General features: G+C 65.9%; 21 protein-coding genes. 14 read left to right on the forward strand and 7 right to left on the reverse strand.

Features of this window, described 5'->3' with window-relative positions:
* Positions 1 to 39 precede the first annotated feature (39 nt).
* The 7 genes from OXQ33_RS14560 (at position 40) to OXQ33_RS14590 (ending at position 6573) form a co-directional block, all read left to right on the forward strand.
* Positions 40 to 1068 (forward strand): quinone-dependent dihydroorotate dehydrogenase, encoded by a 1029-nt coding sequence (locus OXQ33_RS14560; protein ID WP_267435441.1) that lies wholly within the window; start codon positions 40 to 42, stop codon positions 1066 to 1068.
* Positions 1069 to 1240: 172 nt separating this feature from the next.
* Positions 1241 to 2896, forward strand: coding sequence for a gamma-glutamyltransferase (ggt, locus tag OXQ33_RS14565; protein ID WP_267435442.1), 1656 nt, complete (start codon positions 1241 to 1243; stop codon positions 2894 to 2896).
* A 68-nt stretch (positions 2897 to 2964) separates the two neighbouring features.
* Complete coding sequence (locus OXQ33_RS14570; protein ID WP_267435412.1) at positions 2965 to 4752, forward strand: AMP-dependent synthetase/ligase; 1788 nt, start codon at positions 2965 to 2967, stop codon at positions 4750 to 4752.
* A 156-nt stretch (positions 4753 to 4908) separates the two neighbouring features.
* Entirely contained in the window at positions 4909 to 5145 is a 237-nt protein-coding gene (locus OXQ33_RS14575) for a helix-turn-helix transcriptional regulator (RefSeq protein WP_267435413.1), read from the forward strand.
* Positions 5145 to 5630: a hypothetical protein gene (locus OXQ33_RS14580; RefSeq protein WP_267435414.1), complete on the forward strand. Its 486-nt coding sequence runs from the start codon at positions 5145 to 5147 to the stop codon at positions 5628 to 5630. Before OXQ33_RS14575 ends, OXQ33_RS14580 begins: the two co-directional genes overlap by 1 nt.
* A complete protein-coding gene (locus OXQ33_RS14585; protein ID WP_267435415.1) occupies positions 5627 to 6115 on the forward strand; it encodes a hypothetical protein in 489 nt (162 codons plus the stop codon). Before OXQ33_RS14580 ends, OXQ33_RS14585 begins: the two co-directional genes overlap by 4 nt.
* 221 nt (positions 6116 to 6336) lie before the next feature.
* A complete protein-coding gene (locus OXQ33_RS14590) occupies positions 6337 to 6573 on the forward strand; it encodes a hypothetical protein (protein ID WP_267435416.1) in 237 nt (78 codons plus the stop codon).
* Positions 6574 to 6588: 15 nt separating this feature from the next.
* Here the strand turns inward: OXQ33_RS14590 and OXQ33_RS14595 are convergent, their stop codons facing one another.
* Complete coding sequence (locus tag OXQ33_RS14595) at positions 6589 to 8112, reverse strand: fumarate hydratase (RefSeq protein ID WP_267435417.1); 1524 nt, start codon at positions 8110 to 8112, stop codon at positions 6589 to 6591.
* A 138-nt stretch (positions 8113 to 8250) separates the two neighbouring features.
* Here OXQ33_RS14595 and OXQ33_RS14600 point away from each other — a divergent pair, with 138 nt between their 5' ends.
* The 3 genes from OXQ33_RS14600 to OXQ33_RS14610 all read left to right on the forward strand — a co-directional run bounded on the left by OXQ33_RS14600 (position 8251) and on the right by OXQ33_RS14610 (position 13890).
* Entirely contained in the window at positions 8251 to 10902 is a 2652-nt protein-coding gene (locus OXQ33_RS14600) for an EAL domain-containing protein (protein WP_267435418.1), read from the forward strand.
* 558 nt (positions 10903 to 11460) lie between these two features.
* Positions 11461 to 13383: a ribonucleoside-diphosphate reductase subunit alpha gene (locus OXQ33_RS14605; RefSeq protein ID WP_267435443.1), complete on the forward strand. Its 1923-nt coding sequence runs from the start codon at positions 11461 to 11463 to the stop codon at positions 13381 to 13383.
* 81 nt (positions 13384 to 13464) lie between these two features.
* Entirely contained in the window at positions 13465 to 13890 is a 426-nt protein-coding gene (locus OXQ33_RS14610) for a DUF559 domain-containing protein (protein ID WP_267435419.1), read from the forward strand.
* Positions 13891 to 13964: 74 nt separating this feature from the next.
* On the opposite strand, the gene OXQ33_RS14615 is transcribed toward OXQ33_RS14610, so the two are convergent.
* Positions 13965 to 14216, reverse strand: coding sequence for a DUF2171 domain-containing protein (locus OXQ33_RS14615; protein ID WP_267435420.1), 252 nt, complete (start codon positions 14214 to 14216; stop codon positions 13965 to 13967).
* A 56-nt stretch (positions 14217 to 14272) separates the two neighbouring features.
* Between OXQ33_RS14615 and OXQ33_RS14620 the strand changes: the two genes are divergently transcribed.
* A complete protein-coding gene (locus OXQ33_RS14620; RefSeq protein ID WP_267435421.1) occupies positions 14273 to 14470 on the forward strand; it encodes a hypothetical protein in 198 nt (65 codons plus the stop codon).
* Between the two features lie 46 nt (positions 14471 to 14516).
* Complete coding sequence (locus OXQ33_RS14625; protein WP_267435422.1) at positions 14517 to 15572, forward strand: ribonucleotide-diphosphate reductase subunit beta; 1056 nt, start codon at positions 14517 to 14519, stop codon at positions 15570 to 15572.
* Between the two features lie 447 nt (positions 15573 to 16019).
* Here OXQ33_RS14625 and OXQ33_RS14630 read toward each other — a convergent pair whose 3' ends face one another.
* From OXQ33_RS14630 to OXQ33_RS14650, 5 genes are all read right to left on the reverse strand, one after another.
* A complete protein-coding gene (locus OXQ33_RS14630) occupies positions 16020 to 16319 on the reverse strand; it encodes an HNH endonuclease (protein WP_267435444.1) in 300 nt (99 codons plus the stop codon).
* Between the two features lie 127 nt (positions 16320 to 16446).
* Positions 16447 to 17082 carry an opacity protein gene (locus OXQ33_RS14635; RefSeq protein WP_267435423.1) on the reverse strand — a complete coding sequence of 212 codons (636 nt, stop codon included), beginning with the start codon at positions 17080 to 17082 and terminating at the stop codon, positions 16447 to 16449.
* Positions 17083 to 17313: 231 nt separating this feature from the next.
* On the reverse strand, positions 17314 to 17640 hold the full coding sequence (locus OXQ33_RS14640; RefSeq protein ID WP_267435424.1) for an MliC family protein: 327 nt from the start codon (positions 17638 to 17640) through the stop codon (positions 17314 to 17316).
* Positions 17637 to 17978: a DNA primase gene (locus OXQ33_RS14645; protein WP_267435425.1), complete on the reverse strand. Its 342-nt coding sequence runs from the start codon at positions 17976 to 17978 to the stop codon at positions 17637 to 17639. The genes OXQ33_RS14640 and OXQ33_RS14645 overlap by 4 nt, the downstream gene beginning before the upstream one ends.
* A 71-nt stretch (positions 17979 to 18049) precedes the next feature.
* Entirely contained in the window at positions 18050 to 19297 is a 1248-nt protein-coding gene (locus OXQ33_RS14650) for a multidrug effflux MFS transporter (RefSeq protein WP_267435426.1), read from the reverse strand.
* A 171-nt stretch (positions 19298 to 19468) separates the two neighbouring features.
* Between OXQ33_RS14650 and OXQ33_RS14655 the strand changes: the two genes are divergently transcribed.
* Positions 19469 to 19966, forward strand: a complete 498-nt coding sequence (locus OXQ33_RS14655) for a hypothetical protein (protein ID WP_267435427.1) — start codon at positions 19469 to 19471, stop codon at positions 19964 to 19966.
* A 70-nt stretch (positions 19967 to 20036) separates the two neighbouring features.
* Complete coding sequence (locus tag OXQ33_RS14660; RefSeq protein WP_267435428.1) at positions 20037 to 20993, forward strand: 2-oxoglutarate and iron-dependent oxygenase domain-containing protein; 957 nt, start codon at positions 20037 to 20039, stop codon at positions 20991 to 20993.
* Positions 20994 to 21006 lie beyond the last annotated feature (13 nt).

Genomic DNA, 21006 nt, shown 5'->3' on the forward strand with positions numbered 1-21006 from the left:
CGCTTCCCCCTCTCCCCGCAATCCGCTAACCGGGCCGACATGGCCTTTTACCACCCGCTCCTCTTCGCCCTCGATGCCGAACGCGCCCATGGTCTGACGGTGGCGATGCTGTCGCGCTGGGGTTCGCTGGGCGCGCCGTTGGGGGCCGATCCGGCGCGCTATCCGCGTCTGGCGACACGCGTGGCGGGGATCGACTTCGCCAATCCGCTGGGGCTGGCCGCCGGGGTCGACAAGAATGGCGAGGCGATCGATGGCTTTTTCGGCCTGGGCTTCGGCATGGTCGAGATCGGCACGCTGACCCCCAAGCCCCAGCCCGGCAATCCCAAGCCCCGGCTGTTCCGGCTGGTCGAGGACAAGGGCGTGGTCAACCGCTATGGCTTCAACAATGGCGGGCTGGACGCCGGGCTGGCGCGGGCAAAGGCGGCGAAGCGCAAGGGCGTGCTGGGCATCAATGTCGGCGCGAACAAGGACGCCGCCGACCGCATCGCGGACTATCGCCACGGCGTGACCCAGGCCGCGCCGATCGCCGATTATGTGACGATCAACATCTCCAGCCCCAACACGCCCGGCCTGCGCGACCTTCAGCACGGGCCGGCGCTGGCCGAATTGCTGGCGGCCTCGCGTGAGGCGGCAGGTAAAGTGCCGCTGTTCCTGAAAGTCGCGCCCGACCTCGACCCCGCCCAGATTGACGAGATCGCACGCGCCGCGATCGAGCATCGGCTGGACGCGATCATCATCGGCAACACCACCATCACCCGTCCGGGTGTGACCAGCCCCAATGCCGCCGAGACCGGCGGGTTGTCGGGCCGCCCCCTCGCCCCGCTCGCCCGTGCGCGGCTGGCCGATTTCCGCAAGGCCACCGGGGCGGCGATGACGCTGATCGCGGCGGGCGGGATCGACAGCGGGGCGGAGGCCTATGCCCGTATCCGGGCGGGGGCGAGCCTGGTGCAGCTCTACTCGGCGCTGGTCTATGAAGGGCCCGGTCTGGCGGCGCGCATCCTGACCGACCTCGACGCGCTGCTCGCCCGCGACGGGTTCGCGAACGTGGCGGAGGCGGTCGGCGCCTGACGTTACGGCTTGGCGCGGGGCGAGCCTTGACGCTAGGATCGCGGCCATGAAGCACTGGCTCCTGTCCGTCGCAGCGCTCGCGCTGCCCTTCGCCACGCCCGTCGAGGCGCGCCAGCCCACCGACAAGGCACCCGCCGCCCAGTCCCCCACCGCCAAGACCCCCGCTACCGGCATGGTCAGCGCCGCCGACCCGCGCGCCGCCGCCGCCGGGGTGGAGATATTGCGCGCCGGGGGCAGCGCGACCGATGCCGCCATCGCGACCATGCTGGCGCTGAACGTGGTCGAGCCGCAAAGTTCCGGCATCGGCGGCGGCAGCTATTGGGTCCGCCACGATGCCAGGACCCAGCGGACCGACAGCATCGACGCGCGCGAAATCGCGCCAATGGCGGCGACGCCCGACTGGTTCTACGACCCCGATGGCCGTCCGCTCAGCCATTCCGAGGCGGTGCCCGGCGGACGCAGCGTCGGTGTGCCCGGCGCGCTTCGCGGCATGGCGCTGGCCCACGCCCAGGGCGGCAATCTGCCCTGGGCACGGCTGTTCCAACCCGCGATCCGGCTGGCGCGCGAGGGCTTCCAACTGACCCCCCGCCTCCAGACCGCACTGACCCGCTATGGCGGCCATGTCGATGCCGCGACGCGCGCGCGGCTGACCGGGCCGGACGGGCAGGTGCTGCCGCTGGGCAGCACGATCCGCAATCCCGAACAGGCGGCGCTGCTGGAGCGGATCGCCAGGCTCGGGCCCGATTATTTCTATGTCGGTCCGCAGGCGCAGAAGCTGGTGGCGACCGTCAATACCGCCCAGCGCAATCCGTCGAAGATGACGACCGGCGACCTCGCCTCTTACGCGGCCAAGCCCCGCACGCCGCTCTGCGCCACCTATCGCGGATACAAGGTGTGCAGCATGGCGCCTTCCTCGGGCGGTGGATCGACCATGTTGTCGATCCTGAAGCTGCTCGAACGCTTCGACATGGGCAAGCTGGGCAAGGATTCGCCCATCGCCTGGCATCTCTTCGCCGAAGCCTCGCGCCTCGCCTATGCCGATCGCGACATGTATCTGGGCGATCCCGATTATGTCCGGGTTCCGCTGAAGGGCCTGTTCAACCCGGCCTATATCGCCAGCCGGTCCGCCTTGATCTCGCCCGACCGGACCATGGCATCGGTCTCGCCCGGCACGCCCCCCGGCGCGCCGGCGCGCGTCCGTGCGCCGGTCAGCGAAGTGCCCGGTACCACCGATCTGGTGACGGTGGACGCGGCGGGGAACGTCGCCGAGGTGACGACTACGGTCGAGGGCTCGTTCGGCTCCGGCCTGTCGGTCGACGGGACGATGCTCAACAACGAGCTGACCGATTTCGATATCGTGCCGGTCAAGGACGGCGATCTAGTCGCCAACCGGGTCGAGGGCGGCAAGCGTCCGCGCAGCTCCATGTCGCCGACCATCGTCTATGGCCCCGACGGCCAGGTCCGTCTCGCGATCGGCGCGGCGGGCGGCTCGACGATCATCGCGCAGATCGCCAAGGCGATCATCGGCGTCATCGACTGGAAGCTGAGCGCGCAGGACGCGATCGCGCAAGGGTTGCTCTTCGCGCCCTATAAGGTCGCGACGGTCGAAAAGGGCACCGCCCTGGAGGCGCTGGTCCCCGGCCTGCAAGCACTGGGCGAGACGGTCACGGTCGCGCCGCTGGGCCTCAAGGCCAATGCGATCGAGCGCGTCGACGGCCGCTGGGTCGGGGCCGCCGATCCGCGCAGCGAAGGCGTCGCGATCGACGTGACCGGCCGCACGACCGTGATCCAGCGGGTCGGCGACAAACCCGGACGCCCGCCGGAATAAGCACACGAAGCATACAAAGAGCCCGGTCGCGCGTTTACGGACGCGATACGGGCCGGTGGGAGAGGCATATGCGCACGCTCGAACATTTCCCCAATCTCGTCACCATGTTCTTCGCCCGCGCCGCCGAGAAGGGCGACGCGCCCTTTCTCTGGCGCAAGGACGCAGGCGAATGGCGCGCGATCAGTTGGGCCGAGACGGCACGACGGGTGGCCAGCCTGTCGGCGGGGCTGAAGGCCGCCGGGCTGCAACGCGGCGACCGGGTGATGCTGGTGTCGGAGAACCGCCCCGAATGGTGCATCGCCGACCTCGCCATCATGGCGGCGGACTGCATCACCGTGCCCACCTACACGACGAATACCGAGCGCGATCACACCCATATCATCGAGAATTCGGGCGCGCGCGCGATCATCGTTTCCACCCAGAAGCTGGCGACGACGCTGATGCCCGCCGCGCTGCGCTCCAACCATGTCCAGACGGTGATCGGGTTCGAGGCGCTGCGCCTGGGGCCGAGCCAGATCGACTGCCGTCAATATGACGCGATGATCGCCGAGCATCCGACCGATCCGGCGGAGGCCGCCGCGCGGGCCGACTTCACCCGCGAGGATCTGGCCTGCATCATCTATACCTCGGGCACCGGCGGTGCGCCGCGCGGGGTGATGCAGCATCACGGCGCGATCCTGCACAATTGCGCCGGGTGCAGCGCCGTCATCGCCGAGGATTTCGGCTGGGACGATGAGGTGTTCCTGTCCTTCCTCCCCCTCTCCCACGCCTATGAACATACTGGCGGCCAGCATTTCCCGATCGCGCTGGGCGGACAGATCTATTACGCCGAGGGGCTCGACAAGCTCGCCGCCAATATCGAGGAGGTGCGCCCGACGATCATGTTCGTCGTGCCCCGCCTGTTCGAGGTGCTGCACACCCGCATCACCAAGGCGATCGAGAAGAAGGGCGGGCTGGGCGCGCGCCTGCTCGACCAGGCGCTGGCGCTGGGCGCGCGCAGCTATGACGGCAAGCTCCGGCTGATCGATCGTCCGGCGCAACTGGCGGTCAACATGCTGTTCAAGCCCAAGATCGCCAAGCGCTTCGGCGGCCGGTTGAAGGCGATGGTGTCGGGTGGCGCGCCGCTCAATCCCGAGATCGGGCTGTTCTTCCACTCGATCGGCCTCACTTTGCTGCAAGGCTATGGCCAGACCGAGGCCGCTCCCGTCATCGCCTGCAACCGCCCCCGCGCGGGCGTGCGGATGGAGACGGTCGGCCCGCCGCTGGCGAATACCGAGGTGCGGATCGCCGAAGACGGCGAAATCCTGGTGCGCGGCGAGCTGGTCATGCACGGCTATTGGCGCAATCCGGTCGAGACCGACCGGGTGCTGAGGGACGGCTGGCTGCACACCGGCGATATCGGCGAGTTCGACACGGCGGGGCGCCTGCGCATCACCGACCGCAAGAAGGACCTGATAATCAACGACAAGGGCGAGAATGTCGCCCCCCAGAAGGTCGAGGGGATGCTGACCCTCCAGCCCGAGATCGGCCAGGCGATGATCGCGGGCGACCGGCGGCCCTATATGGTCGCGCTGATCGTCCCCGACGCGGAATGGACCGCCGAATGGTGCGCCAGGTCCGGCACCGGCTGCAACCGCGCCGCGCTGGACGACGATCTGGATTTCCGCGCGGCCATCTCTGCGGCGATCGACCGGGTCAACCGCGACCTGTCGGTCACCGAGCGCATCCGCCGCTTCATCATCGCCGACGAACCCTTCTCCATCGAGAACGAGCAACTCACCCCGTCGCTGAAGATCCGCCGCCACGTATTGCGCGAGGTATACGGCGAGCGGTTGGACGCGCTCTATAAGAACTGACCCATTCCGCCCCACACTATGCTTGGGGCGGAAGACCGCCGGGTGATGGCCCTTGGGCAGAAGGGCGTCGCGTCTCGCGAGGGATCACGCCCCGGCAGCGATTTGCCCGACGAACGAATCGTTGTGTAAACACAACAATGCGTATAGCATACCGATATGCACAACCGCATCGCCCTGTTTCGAAACGACCGCAACGTGTCGCGACGCGAGCTGGCGGAGGCGATCGGCGTCAATCCGCAGACGATCGGCTATCTCGAACGCGGGGACTATAAACCCAGCCTGGAACTCGGCCTGAAGATCGCCGCCTATTTCGAGGCGCCGGTCGAGCTGGTCTTCTCGCTTGCCCCCTTTCCCTCGCTCACCGACGCGCTGCGCCGGGATGGAGATTCGTAATGCGTTACGACGCCCATTTCGCAGTTACGGAAGCCCCGGCCCAGCCGATCCGACGGCGGCGCTGGGTCCGCTGGGCACTCGCTTTCGGGACGATCTGGCCGGTGGCGGCCGCGCTAGCCGTGACGGTGGCGCGAACGGAGCCGGACTGGGGGCTGGTGACGCTGACCTTCCTTAACATCATCAACGCTTTCGGCCTGTCACCCTTTGCCCGCACGCCGTTGTTCCTGCCCGGACGCGGCCAATATGATGAGTTCGAGGCGGCGGCGCTGGGTGTTGCCACCGCACGAGCCCATGCGCTGATCGCATTGTTGCTGATCTGCCTGACGCTGGCGGCCGCCTGGGCGGGCGCGGCTGGTTCGCCGGTTGCCGTCATGCCAAAGACCTGGCTGCTCTGGGCCATGGCGCTGGCAGCGCTGTTTACGACGCTGCCAGCGCTGTTCGCTGAAATTTCCATCCCCCTGCCCGAACAGGAGCGTGACGCATGACCGGCTATCGTGACGGCTATGACTTTCGCAAATGGTATGCCGCCAGCATAAAGCAGCGACCGCGACGCCATTGGTTACGTTGGGGACTGGCCGGATCGATGTTGGTCTCGCTCGTCGCCACGGCGCTGCACGGGGCGAATGATCATCCGCCCCTCTTCTTCTCGTTCCTGCCGGGCTTCTTTATGGGCATGTCGCCTTTCGCAAAGGATAGCTGGGCAACCGGTCAGAACCAGGGCGCGTATGACGAGTTCGAACATGCCGCGCTGCTGCGGGCCACCGCTCGCGCGTTCGCCGCGTATATCGGACTAGTCGTCATGCTCGTCAGTTGGATGATTACGGCTCCTGGTCTCGGCTGGCCGATACCGACCACGCCAATGCAGTGGACCGGGTGGCTCGTCACCCTGTCGGTCATCGGCATCAGCCTGCCCGCGACCTTCGCCGAATTCATGGTTCCTATGCCAGATGCGGAGGACGAGACGCTGTGACGAACAAATCCTTCTTCGACCGGCTGGACGCGATAGTCCGCTGGACAGGCATTCCGGCATTGGCCGAAGGCTAGCCGCGGCGGCGGCCGTTGCGAGGCCCGGCGACACTCGCGCTGGTCCTGGCGCTGGTGGGCTATGCTCCGGTGATCGTCCCCCCCCCACCGGATCGCCTTGGGTCTGCCTCTCCTGATCTTGGGCCTTTCGATCGGCAACTCATACGTTTGCTCGGGCCGCTCAAGCCCTTCGACACGACGGAGCGGGTTGATGAATGGGACCGGGCGGCACGGTCGCGATCGATCGAGTTCACCTATATGGCGGTTTCGATCGCCGTGCCGCTGGGCCTCGTTTTGCTCGCCGCGCTGGCCCAATTGGCGAGTTGGTCCATGACCACGCTGTTGCACGCGGCCATGGCCACCGCCCATGCCAGTTGGAGGATGCGATGGGACGACGAGGGTTAGCCGACCGCCCCGGCATCAAGCCGGGGTCAGCAACCCTTCCTTGGCGATCTTCTCGCGCCACACCAGCGGGGCCAGGGTGTGGACGTTCTGGCCCTCGGCATCGACCGCGACGGTGACGGGGAAATTCTCCACGTCGAACTCGTAGATCGCCTCCATGCCCAGATCCTCGAAGCCGACGACCTTCGATCCCTTGATCGCGCGCGCGACGAGATACGCCGCGCCGCCGACCGCCATCAGATAGGCGGACTGGTATTCGCGGATCGCGTCCGTGGCGGCGGGCCCGCGCTCGGCCTTGCCGACCATGGCGAGCAGGCCCTGGTCGAGCATCATGCGGGTGAACTTGTCCATGCGGGTCGCGGTGGTGGGACCGGCAGGGCCGACCACTTCCTCGCCGACCGGATCGACCGGGCCGACATAATAGATCACTCGGCCCTTGAACTCGACGGGCAGTTCCTCGCCGCGGTCGAGCATGTCCTTGATCCGCTTGTGCGCGGCGTCGCGCCCGGTCAGCATCTTGCCGTTGAGGAGCAGCCGGTCGCCATGCTTCCAGCTCTTCACCTCTTCGGCTGTCAGCGTGTTCAGGTCGACGCGGCGAGCGGCCTGAAGGTCCGGCTTCCAGTCGACCTTGGGCCATTCGTCCAGCTTGGGCGCTTCCAGATAGACCGGGCCCGATCCGTCCAGCGTGAAATGCGCGTGGCGGGTGGCGGCGCAGTTGGGGATCATCGCGACGGGCTTGGACGCGGCGTGGGTCGGCCAGTCCATGATCTTGACGTCGAGGATGGTCGACAGGCCGCCCAGCCCCTGCGCACCGATGCCCAGCGCATTGACCTTGTCGAACAGCTCGATGCGAAGCGCCTCGATATCGTTCTTGGGGCCCCCCGCCTTGAGCTGGCCCATGTCGATCGCGCCCATCAGCGATTCCTTGGCGAGCAGCACCGCCTTTTCGGCCGTGCCGCCGATGCCGATGCCGAGCATGCCGGGCGGGCACCAGCCCGCGCCCATCTGCGGCACCATTTCCAGCACCCAATCGACGATCGAGTCGGACGGGTTCATCATCTTGAACTTGGACTTATTCTCCGACCCGCCGCCCTTGGCCGCGACGTCGACCGTCACCTTGTTGCCCGGCACCATCTCGACATGGAGGACCGAGGGCGTGTTGTCCTTGGTATTGCGGCGGGTGAAGGCGGGGTCGGCGAGGATCGAGGCCCGCAGCTTGTTTTCGGGATGGAGATAGGCGCGGCGCACGCCCTCATCGACGACTTCTTGCAGCGAGCGGTCGCCCGACAGGCGGCAGTCCTGGCCCCATTTGACGAAGACGGTGACGATGCCGGTATCCTGGCAGATCGGGCGATGCCCCTCCGCGCACATGCGGCTGTTGGTCAGGATCTGCGCAATGGCGTCCTTGGCCGCCGGGCTCTGCTCGGCCTCATAGGCTTGACCGAGCGCGCGGATATAATCCATCGGGTGGTAATAGCTGATGAACTGGAGCGCGTCGGCCACGCTCTCGATCAGGTCGGTGTCGCGGATCAGGGTCGTCATGGGCCGCCTTTTGCGACAGCCGGACGCTCTGTGCAATGTCGACGTGCGGTCCGGGACGCCCGCTGAGGGCGGCTTCAGTCATTCTTAACGTCAATCATGGCAGGAGCGGTCCCAAATCCCTGGGATCGCAAACCGCCCATGTCGTCCGTGACCACCGACCGAATACCGCTGCTGGCCCTGATCGGTCTTGTCGAGGACAATGACGAGCTGTTGATCGCGTCGCATATCAATCGGTTGAAGACTTTGTGCCGGACATGGCCATTGGCCATTGTGCAGAATCTGATCGCGATGGCCGTGATACTCGGCTTCAGTGCTCTGGGTGATTCGCGCGCGTTGTTGATCGAGAAGATGGCGGCGTGCGGCACGATCTTGTTCGTCGCGCTGGCGATCGGGATTTTTCTTTATCACGGCGTTTCGCGACAAAAGCCGCTCTACCAGCTGAAGCGGCGGCTCGGCCTGTTGAGCCTGGTCCTCGCCTTGGCGACCGGCCCGCTGCTCTTCATCGTCGCGCGGGCGCATCATGGGCCCAGCGGATGGGGCTCGGCGCTGGCGCTCGCCTGCACGATGTGGGTGACGGCGGCGATGCTGCATTCGGTGCGGGCGGCGCTGATCGGCTATTCCTTCGGCTTCGCCTTTCTGGCGCCGGTCGCGGCGATCGCCTGGGGCATATCGGTCCTGCCGATCCTGGCGGGGGTCGCACCGGCCATGCTCATCCTCGTCGTCAAGGCGCGGCGCATGGGCCAGCTGGATTACGATACCGCCAGCGTCCGGGCGCAGGAGTTCGGTCAGGGGAAACAGGCGGTCAAGATGATCGCCGAGTTCGAGGAACATGGCACCGGCTGGTTCTGGGAAACCGATCGGCGGGGGCGGCTGACCTATCTGTCCCGGAAAGTCGCCGAGGATCTGCGCGCATCGGGCCTCGATCCCACCGGGCGGATGCTGACCGAGATTTTCCAGATGGACCCCTCCGCACCGGGGACCGAGCGGACCCTGTCGTTCCACATGGCGTCGCGCACCAGCTTTTCCGAATATACCGTCTGTACGGTGGCCGACGGCCCCGAGGCCGAACGCTGGTGGTCGATCTCGGGCCGCCCGATCATCGACGGCGTCGGGCGGTTCCGGGGCTTCATCGGCTCCGGCTCCGACCTGACCGAGAAGCGCCGGTCGGAGGCGGAGATCACCCGCCTCGCCCTGTTCGACAGCCTGACCGGGCTGGCCAATCGCCAGCGGATGAAGCTGTCGCTCGACAAGACGCTGAAGCAATCGCTCAGCCCCTATCGCCCGACCGCGCTGTTCCTGATGGACCTGGACCGGTTCAAGGCGGTCAACGATACGCTGGGACACCAGGCGGGCGACCTGCTGCTGCAACAGGTCGCGCGGCGGCTGGAGCGGGTGGTCGGCGATGTCGGGCTGGTCGGACGGCTGGGCGGCGACGAGTTCCAGATCCTGCTGCCCGGCATCGATGCGCGCGACCGCCTGGCGTCGCTCGCCAGCGAGATCATCGCGACCCTCTCCCACCCCTATGACATTCAGGGCAACGAGGTAACGATCGGCTGTTCGATCGGCATCGCGATCGCCCCCCATGACGGCGCGGATTCGCAGACGCTGATCCGCAACGCCGATCTGGGGCTCTACGCCGCCAAGGGCGACGGGCGCGGCGTCCATCGCTTCTACGCCGAAGCGATGCTGGAGGGTGCACGCAGCCGCAAGCGGATGGAGGAGGACCTGCGCATCGCCATCTCGCAGGGCCAGTTCCAACTCGCCTATCAGCCCATCGTGTCGACCCGCGATTCGCGGATCGTCGGCTATGAGGCGCTGCTGCGCTGGAATCACCCAACGCAAGGCAACATCTCGCCCGCGCAATTCGTGCCGGTCGCGGAGGAATGCGGGCTGATCGAGCAGATCGGCGAATGGGTGTTGCGCACCGCCTGTACCGAGGCGGCGGGCTGGCCGCTTCCGGCGCGGGTCGCGGTCAACGTCTCGTCGATCCAGTTCGCCAAGCCGCATCTGCCCGCGCTGGTCGCCCAGGCACTGGCGCAATCGGGGCTCGCGCCGTCGCGGCTGGAGCTGGAGATCACCGAGAGCGTCTTCCTGAACGACGACCAGGAATCGCAACGCCAGTTCGCCGCGCTCAAGGCGCTGGGCATCCGGCTGGCGCTCGACGATTTCGGCACGGGCTATTCCTCGCTCGGCTATCTGCGCCATGCGCCGTTCGACAAGATCAAGATCGACCAGTCCTTCGTGCGCGGCGCGATCCGCACCGGCAGCCGCAACGCCGCGATCATCCGGGCGATCGTGACGTTGGCCGACACGTTGGGCATGGAAACGACCGCCGAGGGGGTCGAGATCCAGGACGAGATCGCACTGATCCGCGACCTGGGGTGCAGCCATATCCAGGGCTATGTCTATGGCAAGCCCACCACCGTGCCCGAGGTTCACCGGATGCTGGGCGAACAGGGCGGTCGCGCCGAGCCGGTCGGACTCAAGTCCAATCGCCCTCCGCGTATCAAGATCCTGCGGACCGCCCAAATCCTGTCGGGCAGTTTGACGATCGACGTACGGATCCGCGACCTGTCGACCACCGGTACGATGGTCGAGGGGCTTCCCCCCGCCTATATCGTATGCGGCGCGGCGGTGGGCGTATGCCTGGGCACGGACAAGCCCTTGCGGGGCTATATCCGCTGGGAACGCGAAGGCCGCGTCGGCATCGCCTTCGCATCCCCCCTGCCCGAGGATCATCCCTGGCTGGAAACCACCGAAGCCGAGGAACCGCGCCGCCATATGGCGTAAAGCAGGGTGCGATGCCGGACCCGCTGGGGCCGATCGACATTCACGCTACTCCTTCTTCCCTCTCTCCTCCATGAGGTGTGAGGGAAAAGAAGGGCATATCCGAATGTCGATCGGGCCCTGGGTTACGGCCCGGCACTGGTCCTGCCGCTCCCGCTGCTGATCGGCCTGATCGCGATGGTCCTGCAGTCGCTCGGCTGATCCCGAACGCCGAAAAATTTTTTTGGGGGCTTGCGCTTCGCGAACCCCGCAGCAATCCATGCGTCGCGGCTTTCGCGCCGCCGACCCGCGCCGTCATTCGTCGCAACCAACCCCCTCGCCAGGCTTTAACCTCTTGCGGTGCTCGCCGGGATTTTCCACTATGGATTGTGGAAGAGGCCGGGAACGGCCCCAAGCACTGGTAGTAGGGGTCATGCCCGACAGGCATGACGAGGAATGGAAACCAGGCCCGAAATCGGGACCTTGGGAACCGTCCTGCCCATGCTGCCGCGACGCCTGCGCGTCGTGCCGGGGCCATGCCGACGACCCGAACGGGACCAGAACAAGGGAGCGGCATCGATGATGGACTTCAGGGATAGCCGGGATAGCGACATGACGACTGATATGCTCGAAAAGATGGCGGCGGACACGGCTCAGGCCAGCACCCCCGCCCCGATGCCCGCCGATACCAAGTCGGTGCGCCCGCAACCCTATCCGGTCGAGGTCGACCATGCCCGCGACGCGCGACTGACCGATTTCGGCAAGGAAACGCTGAACGACCGCTACCTCCTGCCCGGCGAAAGCTATCAGGACCTGTTCGTGCGCGTGGCCTCCGCCTATGCCGACAATGCCGAACATGCGCAGCGGCTGTACGACTATATCTCGAAGCTGTGGTTCATGCCCGCCACGCCGGTGCTGTCGAACGGCGGCACGGGTCGCGGCCTGCCGATCAGCTGCTATCTCAACTCGGTGCCCGACAGCCTGGACGGCATCGTCACCACCTGGAACGAGAATGTGTGGCTGGCGTCGCGCGGCGGCGGCATCGGCACCTATTGGGGCCAGGTGCGCGGCATCGGCGAGCCGGTGGGCCTGAACGGCAAGACCAGCGGCATCATCCCCTTCGTCCGGGTGATGGACTCGCTGACGCTGGCGATCAGCCAGGGTTCGCTGCGCCGTGGTTCGGCCGCCTGCTATCTCGACATCTCGCATCCCGAGATCGAGGAGTTCCTGGAGATCCGGAAACCCAGCGGCGACTTCAACCGCAAGGCGCTGAACCTGCATCACGGCGTGCTGATCCCCGACGCCTTCATGGAAGCGGTGCGCGACGGCGCCGAATGGCATCTGAAGAGCCCGAAGACCGGCGAGGTCCGCGCCACGGTCGACGCGCGTGCGCTGTTCCAGAAGCTGGTCGAGACCCGTCTGGCAACCGGCGAGCCCTACATCGTCTTCGCCGACCATGTGAACAAGAACATGCCCAAGCATCACCGCGAACTGGGGCTGAAGGTTTCGACCTCGAACCTCTGTTCCGAAATCACCCTGCCGACCGGCATGGACCACAAGGGCAAGGACCGCACGGCGGTGTGCTGCCTGTCGTCGCTCAACCTGGAAACCTGGGATGAGTGGAAGGACGACAAGGGCTTTATCGAGGACGTGATGCGTTTCCTCGACAATGTCCTGCAGGACTATATCGACCGCCACGAGCCGGGCATGGAGCGTGCCGCCTATTCGGCGGGCCGCGAGCGTTCGGTGGGCCTGGGCGTGATGGGCTTCCACAGCTTCCTCCAGGCGCGCGGCATCCCCTTCGAGGGGGCGATGGCCAAGTCCTGGAACCTGCGCATGTTCAAGCACATCAACGCGCAGGTGAACCAGGCGTCGATGACCCTGGCCGTCGAGCGCGGGCCCTGCCCCGATGCGGCGGACGTGGGCGTGATGGAGCGTTTCAGCTGCAAGATGGCGATCGCGCCGACCGCGTCGATCAGCATCATCTGCGGTGGCACCAGCGCCTGTATCGAGCCGATCCCGGCGAACATCTATACCCACAAGACGCTGTCGGGTTCGTTCGTCGTCAAGAACCCCTATCTCGAAAAGCTGCTGATCGAGAAGTCGAAGAATTCGGACGCGGTCTGGAACTCGATCCTGGAGCATGGCGGCTCGGTCCAGCATCTCGACTTCCTGAGCCCGGAAGAGAAGGACACGTTCAAGACCTCGTTCGAGATCGACCAGCGCTGGCTGCTCGAACTGGCGGGGGACCGCACGCCCTATATCGACCAGGCGCAGTCGCTGAACCTGTTCATCCCGGCGGATGTCGAGAAGTGGGACCTGCTGATGCTCCACTTCCGCGCGTGGGAACTGGGCATCAAGTCGCTCTATTATCTCCGCTCCAAGTCGGTGCAGCGCGCCGGTTTCGCAGGGAGCGGCGGGGTCGAGGCGGACAACACGATCAGCGCGCCCAAGTTCGAAATCGGTGAGACCACCGATTATGACGAATGCCTAGCGTGTCAGTAAACGGGCTTTGACAGGGCAGCCTAAGTCCCTCTCCCTCTGGGAGAGGGAGGGAGCCGCATAGCGGCGGAAGGGTGAGGGCAGGTGCGCCTTTACGAGAAACAGCCTATCGGTACGGTTCCTCGCGCCCGCCAGCTGCGCCGCCAAGCTTCCGAGCCCGAACGCCGCCTGCTCCGCGCGCTGAGCGAAGCCTATCCGCATTTGAAATGGCGCCATCAGACGCCGCTTGGACCTTTCTTCGCCGACATGCTGTGCTTTTCCGAAAAGCTGGTCATCGAGGTCGACGGCGATACCCACGCCGTCGCGAAAGGCCATGATGCGCCTCGCGAAGATTTCATCGCGCGGCAGGGGTATAGGACGATCCGCGTGACGAACGCCGACGTGATGCAAAATCTCGACGGCGTCATCGAACACATTTCCTTCTCCCTCCGGGAGGAAGGGGCCCGTGCGGCAACGCCGCGTGGGAAGGATGAGGGCATATCGTCCACGAAAAAGGGCGGCCCCGCATGACCGGCACCGCCCTCACCCTTCCGCGCCCTGAGGGGCGCTCCCTCCCTCTCCCGGTGGGAGAGGGAGAGTGTGGCTCACTCCGCCTCTTCGAACTGGTCGACGGCGTTCTGTGCGGTGGCCGACAGGCGGACCGTGTCGCCCTCGATCTCGGCGACCAGGCCGAGCGGCAGGTAATGATGCTTGGCGCCCTGCCCGTCCTGGGTCTGCGGGCTGTCGTTCTTGGTCAGCTTGATGCGGTCGCCATCGACATGGTCGACGGTGCCGACATGGACGCCGTCCGCACCGATGACTTCCGCATGTTCCTTGATCTGGCTGACATCGACCATCGTTCGTCTCCTGTGTTGGGTTCGGCTTCGGAACGCGCCACGCCGGAATTGGTCGCATGACATCGGCGTTCATCATGTACGCGGTGGCGGCCGTGCTGGGCGGGATCGGCGCGACGCTGTTGCTGCAACTCCGCCGCCCCCGGTCGGACCAGGGCCGCTATGCCCGGCTGATCGCGGGCACCATGTTCGCCATGGGCGGGATCATTCTTTCCGGTTTCGCGACCGCTTTGCGCTCCTGGGCGAGCAGCGGCTGAACCGGCCTTCACCCTCTTCCCATCATTTGTATCCGGAGTAACCCCGATGCCTCTTCTCCAAGCCTCCAAGCAGTACAAGCCCTTCGAATATCCCTGGGCGTTCGAGTTCTGGAAGCGCCAGCAACAGCTCCACTGGCTGCCCGAAGAGGTGCCGCTGGGCGAGGATTGCCGCGACTGGGCGCAGAAGCTGACCGATCATGAACGCAACCTGCTGACCCAGATCTTCCGCTTCTTCACCCAGGCGGACGTCGAGGTGCAGGACTGCTATCACGAGAAATATGGCCGGGTGTTCAAGCCGACCGAGATCAAGATGATGCTGACCGCCTTCTCCAACATGGAGACGGTGCATATCGCGGCGTACAGCCATCTGCTCGACACGATCGGCATGCCCGAAAGCGAGTACGGCGCCTTCCTCGAATATGCCGAGATGAAGGACAAGCATGATTACATGCAGAATTTCGGCGTCGACAGCGACGAGGACATCGCGCGCACGCTAGCCATGTTCGGCGGCTTCACCGAGGGCGTTCAGTTGTTCGCCAGCTTCGCGATGCTGATGAACTTCCCGCGCTTCAACAAGATGAAGGGCATGGGCCAGATCGTCAGCTGGTCGGTGCGCGACGAGAGCCTGCACTGCGAGGGCATCATCCGCATGTTCCACGCCTTCTGCCAGGAGCGCCAGTGCCTGACCAAGGCGGTCAAGGACGACATCGCCGATGTGTGCCAGACGACGATCCGCCTGGAGGACAATTTCATCGACCTCGCCTTTGAAATGGGCCCGGTCGAGGGGATGAAGCCCAAGGAGATCAAGAAGTATATCCGCTACATCGCCGACTGGCGGCTGGGCCAGCTGGGCCTGAAGCCGATCTACATGATCGACGAGCACCCCCTGCCCTGGCTGACCCCGCTGCTCAACGGCGTGGAACATGCCAACTTCTTCGAGACGCGCGCGACCGAATATTCCAAGGCAGCGACGCGCGGCCAGTGGAACGACGTCTGGGACGCGTTCGATACGCGGCAGAAGGCGAAGACCGCCAAGGCGGCGAACGAGGAGCCGAGCGAGACCGGCGACATGTTCTCGAACGCAGGCGTCGCGGCGGAGTGATTTCTGGAAGGGCGGGCTTCGGTCCGCCCTTTTGTGTTCGCGCGATGACGCGAAGACGCGAAGAGTTTTGTTCGCGCGGAGGCGCGGAGGTTTCTGGGTTCGCGCAGAGGCGCGGAGGCCGCAGAGCAGATGCGGGGCCGGCCTTCACCCGCATCCCCAGCTTCCGTTCAGCCTGAGCGTAGTCGAAGGCCAAGGGGATCCCCTTGCCCCAAGGCATTTTCGGGCCAGCGGCCCAAGCCGTTACTGGAAAGCGCTCCGCGCTCGGGGATGCATTTATCAGAGGTCATCGCGTGGCCTTCGACTACGCTCAGGCTGAACGGAGCGGGGGAATGCACCCGCCATGATCTACTTTTCTGCGCCCTTTGCGCCTCTGCGCGAACCAAGAAGCCTCCGCGCCTCCGCGCGAACAAAAATCTTCGCGTCATCGCGGCTTCGCGTGAACCAAAATCACCGCGCCGCCCGCGTCGGCGCATGGAAATCCGCCGGTTTCCCCGCAATCCACTTCAGAAACCGCATCATATCCGGATGCGCGCGTAACACCCCGAAATCACTATAATCCCGCGCCAGTTCCGCATTGCCGAACATCGCATGGATCGTCCGGTGGCAAATCGGATGCACCGGCACCGTCTCGCGACCGCCCTCGCTCTTGGGAACGGGGTGGTGCCATTCCACCTTCACCCCCAAAGGCCTTTCGCACAGCGCGCAGACCGGCACCGTGACCGCCTCCACCCGTTCGGCGGCGGCCATCAGCCCCGCCTTTCGCTTCACCCGTCCGACCATCGCCACGGATATGGGGAGCGATCGCGCACAGGAAAACGGGGCCCGGCATTGCTGCCGAACCCCGCCACCTTAAGCCAACTGGATCCGAGAGGGATCAGAAGTGTGCGACGACACCCGCCATCGGGCGGAACGAATGCGCGTCGTCGAAGGTCGAAACTTCCATGCGGAGGCGCAGACCCGAATTGCCGGTCAGGCCGCCCAGACCAATGTCCTTGGGGCCGACTTCCGCGCCGACGCCGTACACGGTGCCGTGATAGTCGCGCTTCAGGTCGCCAGCGACGCCCGGCGCGAAGTTGTGGAAGTTGTTCCAGCGATAGCCGACCTTGCCGTAGAACAGGCCGCTCTCACCGGCACGGAAGCCCGCGCGGCCATAGGCGCCATACTGCCAGTCGATGTCGCCCGACACGCCCTTGGCAACCGAGCCCTCGGCACCGACGAACACGGGGCCCAGCGGGACGTTGGCGCCGACGATGCCCTCGACCAGCGCGCCGTCCAGGTTATAGCCCTTGGGCTGCGCGGGGATGCCGGCGACCGACTGGCGATCGAACTGCTCCCAACCACCCATGATCGCGACGTACGGCTCGATACCGAAGGCGCGGGTGCCGTCGGGAGCGGTCGCGGTGTCGGCGGCAGGGGCCGTCGTGTCGCTGGTGGTGTTCATGTCCTGCGCCATGGCAGGCACGGCGACGAACGCAGCCGCCGCAGCGGCGACGAGGGAAAGCTTACGCATACGAGATACCCTTCTCTTATTCTATGTGGGGCGGCGGATCGAACCGTTCAGCCCAGGCCCGCTTAACCGGCAATTGCGCCAGGAGTTGCACGGGAAACGCGAATTCCGGTCGCCTTCCGACAAGCTGTGCCATGAAAGTCACAGTTCCTGTCACTTAGATGAACCAAATGGGGGCGGAATGGGGCAATCGCGGTTTTCCGCCATTTTTCCGCCTCTTTTGTCGCCCCGGCTTCAGCGGAGCGCGGTGCACCGAAGGGAATCGCCGGTGGGCCGTGTCAAAACAACCTCACCCCCCTCGCCGCGAAGGTCATGGCCGAAGCCCGCATAATGGATGCCGGACGCGACCGGTTGTCCGGCCATCCGCACCTCCAGATCGCCATCGAGCCGCAACAGCGCGCTGTCGTCGCGATTGTCGAACCGCGCCCAGAAGCGGCTGCCATTCTCGCACTGAAAGGTGGTGGAGATCATCGGCGGCATGGCGGCGCGGGGATCGGGCATGGTCGAACAGCCGACCAGCACAATCCCGCCCGCCGCCAGCGCCACGGGCAACCGCGTCATGGCCGAAGCGCGGCGTCGTCGGCTTCGTCGATATCGCCGTCGGCGACGGTGCCGTCCTCGAAATCTTCCTGGAGATCGTCCTCGTCGATATCCTCGGCATCCATGTCGACCGAGGCGTCGCTTTCGCCGACCTCCTCCGAATCCATGTCGATTTCGTCGATCGGCTCGTCCTCCACCGTGTCGTCGCCCAGATCGGGTGCGATATCGGTCAGCAGCACGCCGTCCGTGGGGCCGTTGCGCGTCGCCTCCAGGATTTCGGCACGCTGGCTCTCGTCATAGCCTTCCTCGTCCCAGCCATCGTCGCCGGGTCCCTGGCTCGGAACCTGATGTCCGCCCATGCTCGCCTCCTCTACTTGGTTTCAGATGAGGAACGGTGCGGTGGGCCGGGCGGTTCCCGAGCGCGTCGGGTTCAGGTGGGCCGGAACATCCGCCCGCGCTCGGTCAGGAACACCATGGCGAAGGCCGCGCATCCGGCGATCAGGAAGCCCAGGATCAGCGGGCGGGTCGTCGTGTCGAACGCCTGGCCGATCCCCGCGCCGATCAGCGAACCGATAGTGACGCTGGTGAAGCCCTGCACGCTGGAGGCGGTCCCGGCGATCCGCCCCATATTCTCCATCGCCATGGAGGAGAAGTTGGAGGTCGCCAGACCGAAGCACGCCATGGTGATCGCCTGGAGCACGGCGAAGACGATCAGCGACTCACCCCAGAACTGCGCGATGCCCAGATGGATCGCCGATACGAGGATCAGGATCGTCACCGCGCTGTGGCTGATCACTCGCGTGCCCAGCCGCATGACGATGCGCGAGTTGAGCAGGTTCGCCGCCGCCATCGTGACCGAGGTCGTGGCGAAGATCAGCGCGAGCAGCTTTTCCCGCCCGAACGTCACCGCCATGATCGGCTGCACCGAGTTGAGATAGCCATAGAGCGCCGCCATCAGCGCGGTCGCCGCCAGCGTATAGCCCAGCGACAGCCGGTCGCTCAGCGTCTCACGCCAGCCGTCCAGGATCCGCGGCAACGAGATGGGCTGCTGCGCCTCGGGCGCCAGCGTCTCGGGCATCCGGATGGAGAACCAGGCCAGCACCAGCGCCGCCAGCCCCGCGATCGTCCAGAAGATCAGCCGCCAATTGCCGAACAGCAACACCAGTTCGCCGAAGGCGGGCGCGAGGATCGGGACGATCATGAACACCATGAAGGCGATCGACATGACCTGCGCCATGGCGCGGCCGTGATAGCAGTCGCGGACCAGCGCCACCGTCGCCACCCGCGTCGCCGCGATCGCCGCGCCCGCACAGACGCGCGCGACCAGCAGCAGCGTGAAGCTGCCCGCCACCGCCGCCGCGCCATTGGCGATGATGTAGATGACCAGCGCCACGATCAACACCCGCCGCCGCCCGTAGCGATCGGCGAGCGGCCCGTGTACCAGTTGCGCCACGCCGAACCCGATCAGGAAGGCGGTGACGACGAACGGCCGGGCGGCGGGCGACGCATTCAGGCTCTCCCCCATGGCGGGCAGCGCCGGCAGCATCGAATCGATCCCCAGCGCGGTCAACGCCATCAGCGCCGCGATCAGGAGGACGAATTCGACAAAGCCGATCGGGGCACCAGGGGGCTCCGCAACGACGGCCGCCACCGGGGCGGCGGAACGGGGTTCGGACATGATGGCTGTCCCATAGGGGGAATTGGCCCGGAGGGAAACCGGGAAAGCGGCCCGAGGCCCTGTGGTCCTTGCCGCACGCCCCGCGACGTTCAGCACGTCGACAGCTTGTGGGCCCCACAGGGTGCAACTCGCTGTATTGGATCAACAGGGCACGCAAGGGAGTTTGCCGCCATGATCACCCCGTACCGCATTACCCTGTCGCTCCCGCTGCTGGCGGCGCTCGCCCTGTCGGCATGCGATCGACCGAACCAGGGCACCTCGATCACCGTGAACGGCTCGGATGGCGAGACGCTGGCCTCGGTCGATGGCAAGTCGGGCGAGGTGAAGCTGGCGCTGCCGGGGTTCGAGGGCGCGTTCAAGCTGCCCAAGGTCTCGCTGGAGGCCGATAATTTCGAGCTGAACGGCGTGCACCTCTATCCCGGCTCGACGATCCGCAACGTCGATGTCGGCAATGGCCGCGACAAGGCCTTCACCATGACCTTCGACAGCCCCGCCGACCCGGCGACCGTGCGCGGCTGGTTCCAGGAGAAGATGGGCGAGGCCGACTTCACCCTGACCGACCAGGGCGGATCGCTGGTCGGGAAGACGGCGGAGGAAAAGCCCTTCCGCCTCGATCTGCGTCCGGCGGGCGGCGCGCGATCGACGGGGACGATCACTTTGGGCGGATGACGGCCCCTGTTCGGACGGCCCGGGCGCGTTATAGTGATGCCAGCCTGTTAGATTTTCTGGACATATCACGATGACCGACACCCGCTCCGCCGAGGTTCCGACGCTCAGCCTCGCCGATCAGGACCGCGACCCGGAGGGCTTCGCCGCCGCGCTGGGCACATCGTTCGAGCGGTTCGGTTTCGCCATCGTCGCGGATCACGGCGTCCCCGCCGATCTAATCGATCGTGCCTGGGCGCAGACCAAGGCGCTGTTCGACCTGCCCGAGGAAGAGAAGCGCCGCTATCACGTCCCCGGCGGCGGCGGGGCGCGCGGCTATACCCCCTTCAAGACCGAGATCGCCAAGGATGCCAAGGTCGTCGACCTGAAGGAATTCTGGCATGTCGGCCGCGAATTGCCCGAAGGCCATGCCTATGCCGACCGGATGCCAGCCAATATCTGGCCCGATCGGCCGGAGGGGTTCCGCGAGGATTTCATCGCGCTGTTCTCGGCGTTCGACAAGGCGGGCGACCGGTTGCTGTCGGCCATCGCGCGGCATCTGAAGCTCGATCCGCACTGGTTCGACCCGGCGGTCAAGGACGGCAATTCGGTCCTGCGCCTGCTCCATTATCCGCCGATCCCCGCCGATGCCGAGGGCGTGCGGGCGGGCGCGCATGAGGATATCAACCTCATCACCCTGCTGCTCGGCGCGGAGGAAGCGGGCCTCGAACTGCTCGACCGCGATTCGGGCGAGTGGCTGGCGATCCGCCCGCCCGAGGGCGCGATGGTGGTCAATGTCGGCGACATGCTCCAGCGGCTGACCAACCATGTCCTGCCCTCGACCACCCACCGCGTGGTCAACCCGCCGGTCGAACGGCGCGGCTTCTCGCGTTACTCGATGCCGTTCTTCCTGCACCCGGCGCCGGATTTCCTGATCGAGACGCTGCCGGGGACGGTGAGCGAGGGGCACCCGGATCGTTACCCGGAGCCGATCACTGCGCATGATTATCTGTTCGAGCGGCTGGTGGAGATCGGGTTGATCAAGAAGTAATTTCAGGCGGGGT

Origin of the sequence: Sphingomonas sp. GM_Shp_1 (assembly GCF_026540895.1) — a bacterium.
GTDB lineage: Bacteria > Pseudomonadota > Alphaproteobacteria > Sphingomonadales > Sphingomonadaceae > Sphingomonas.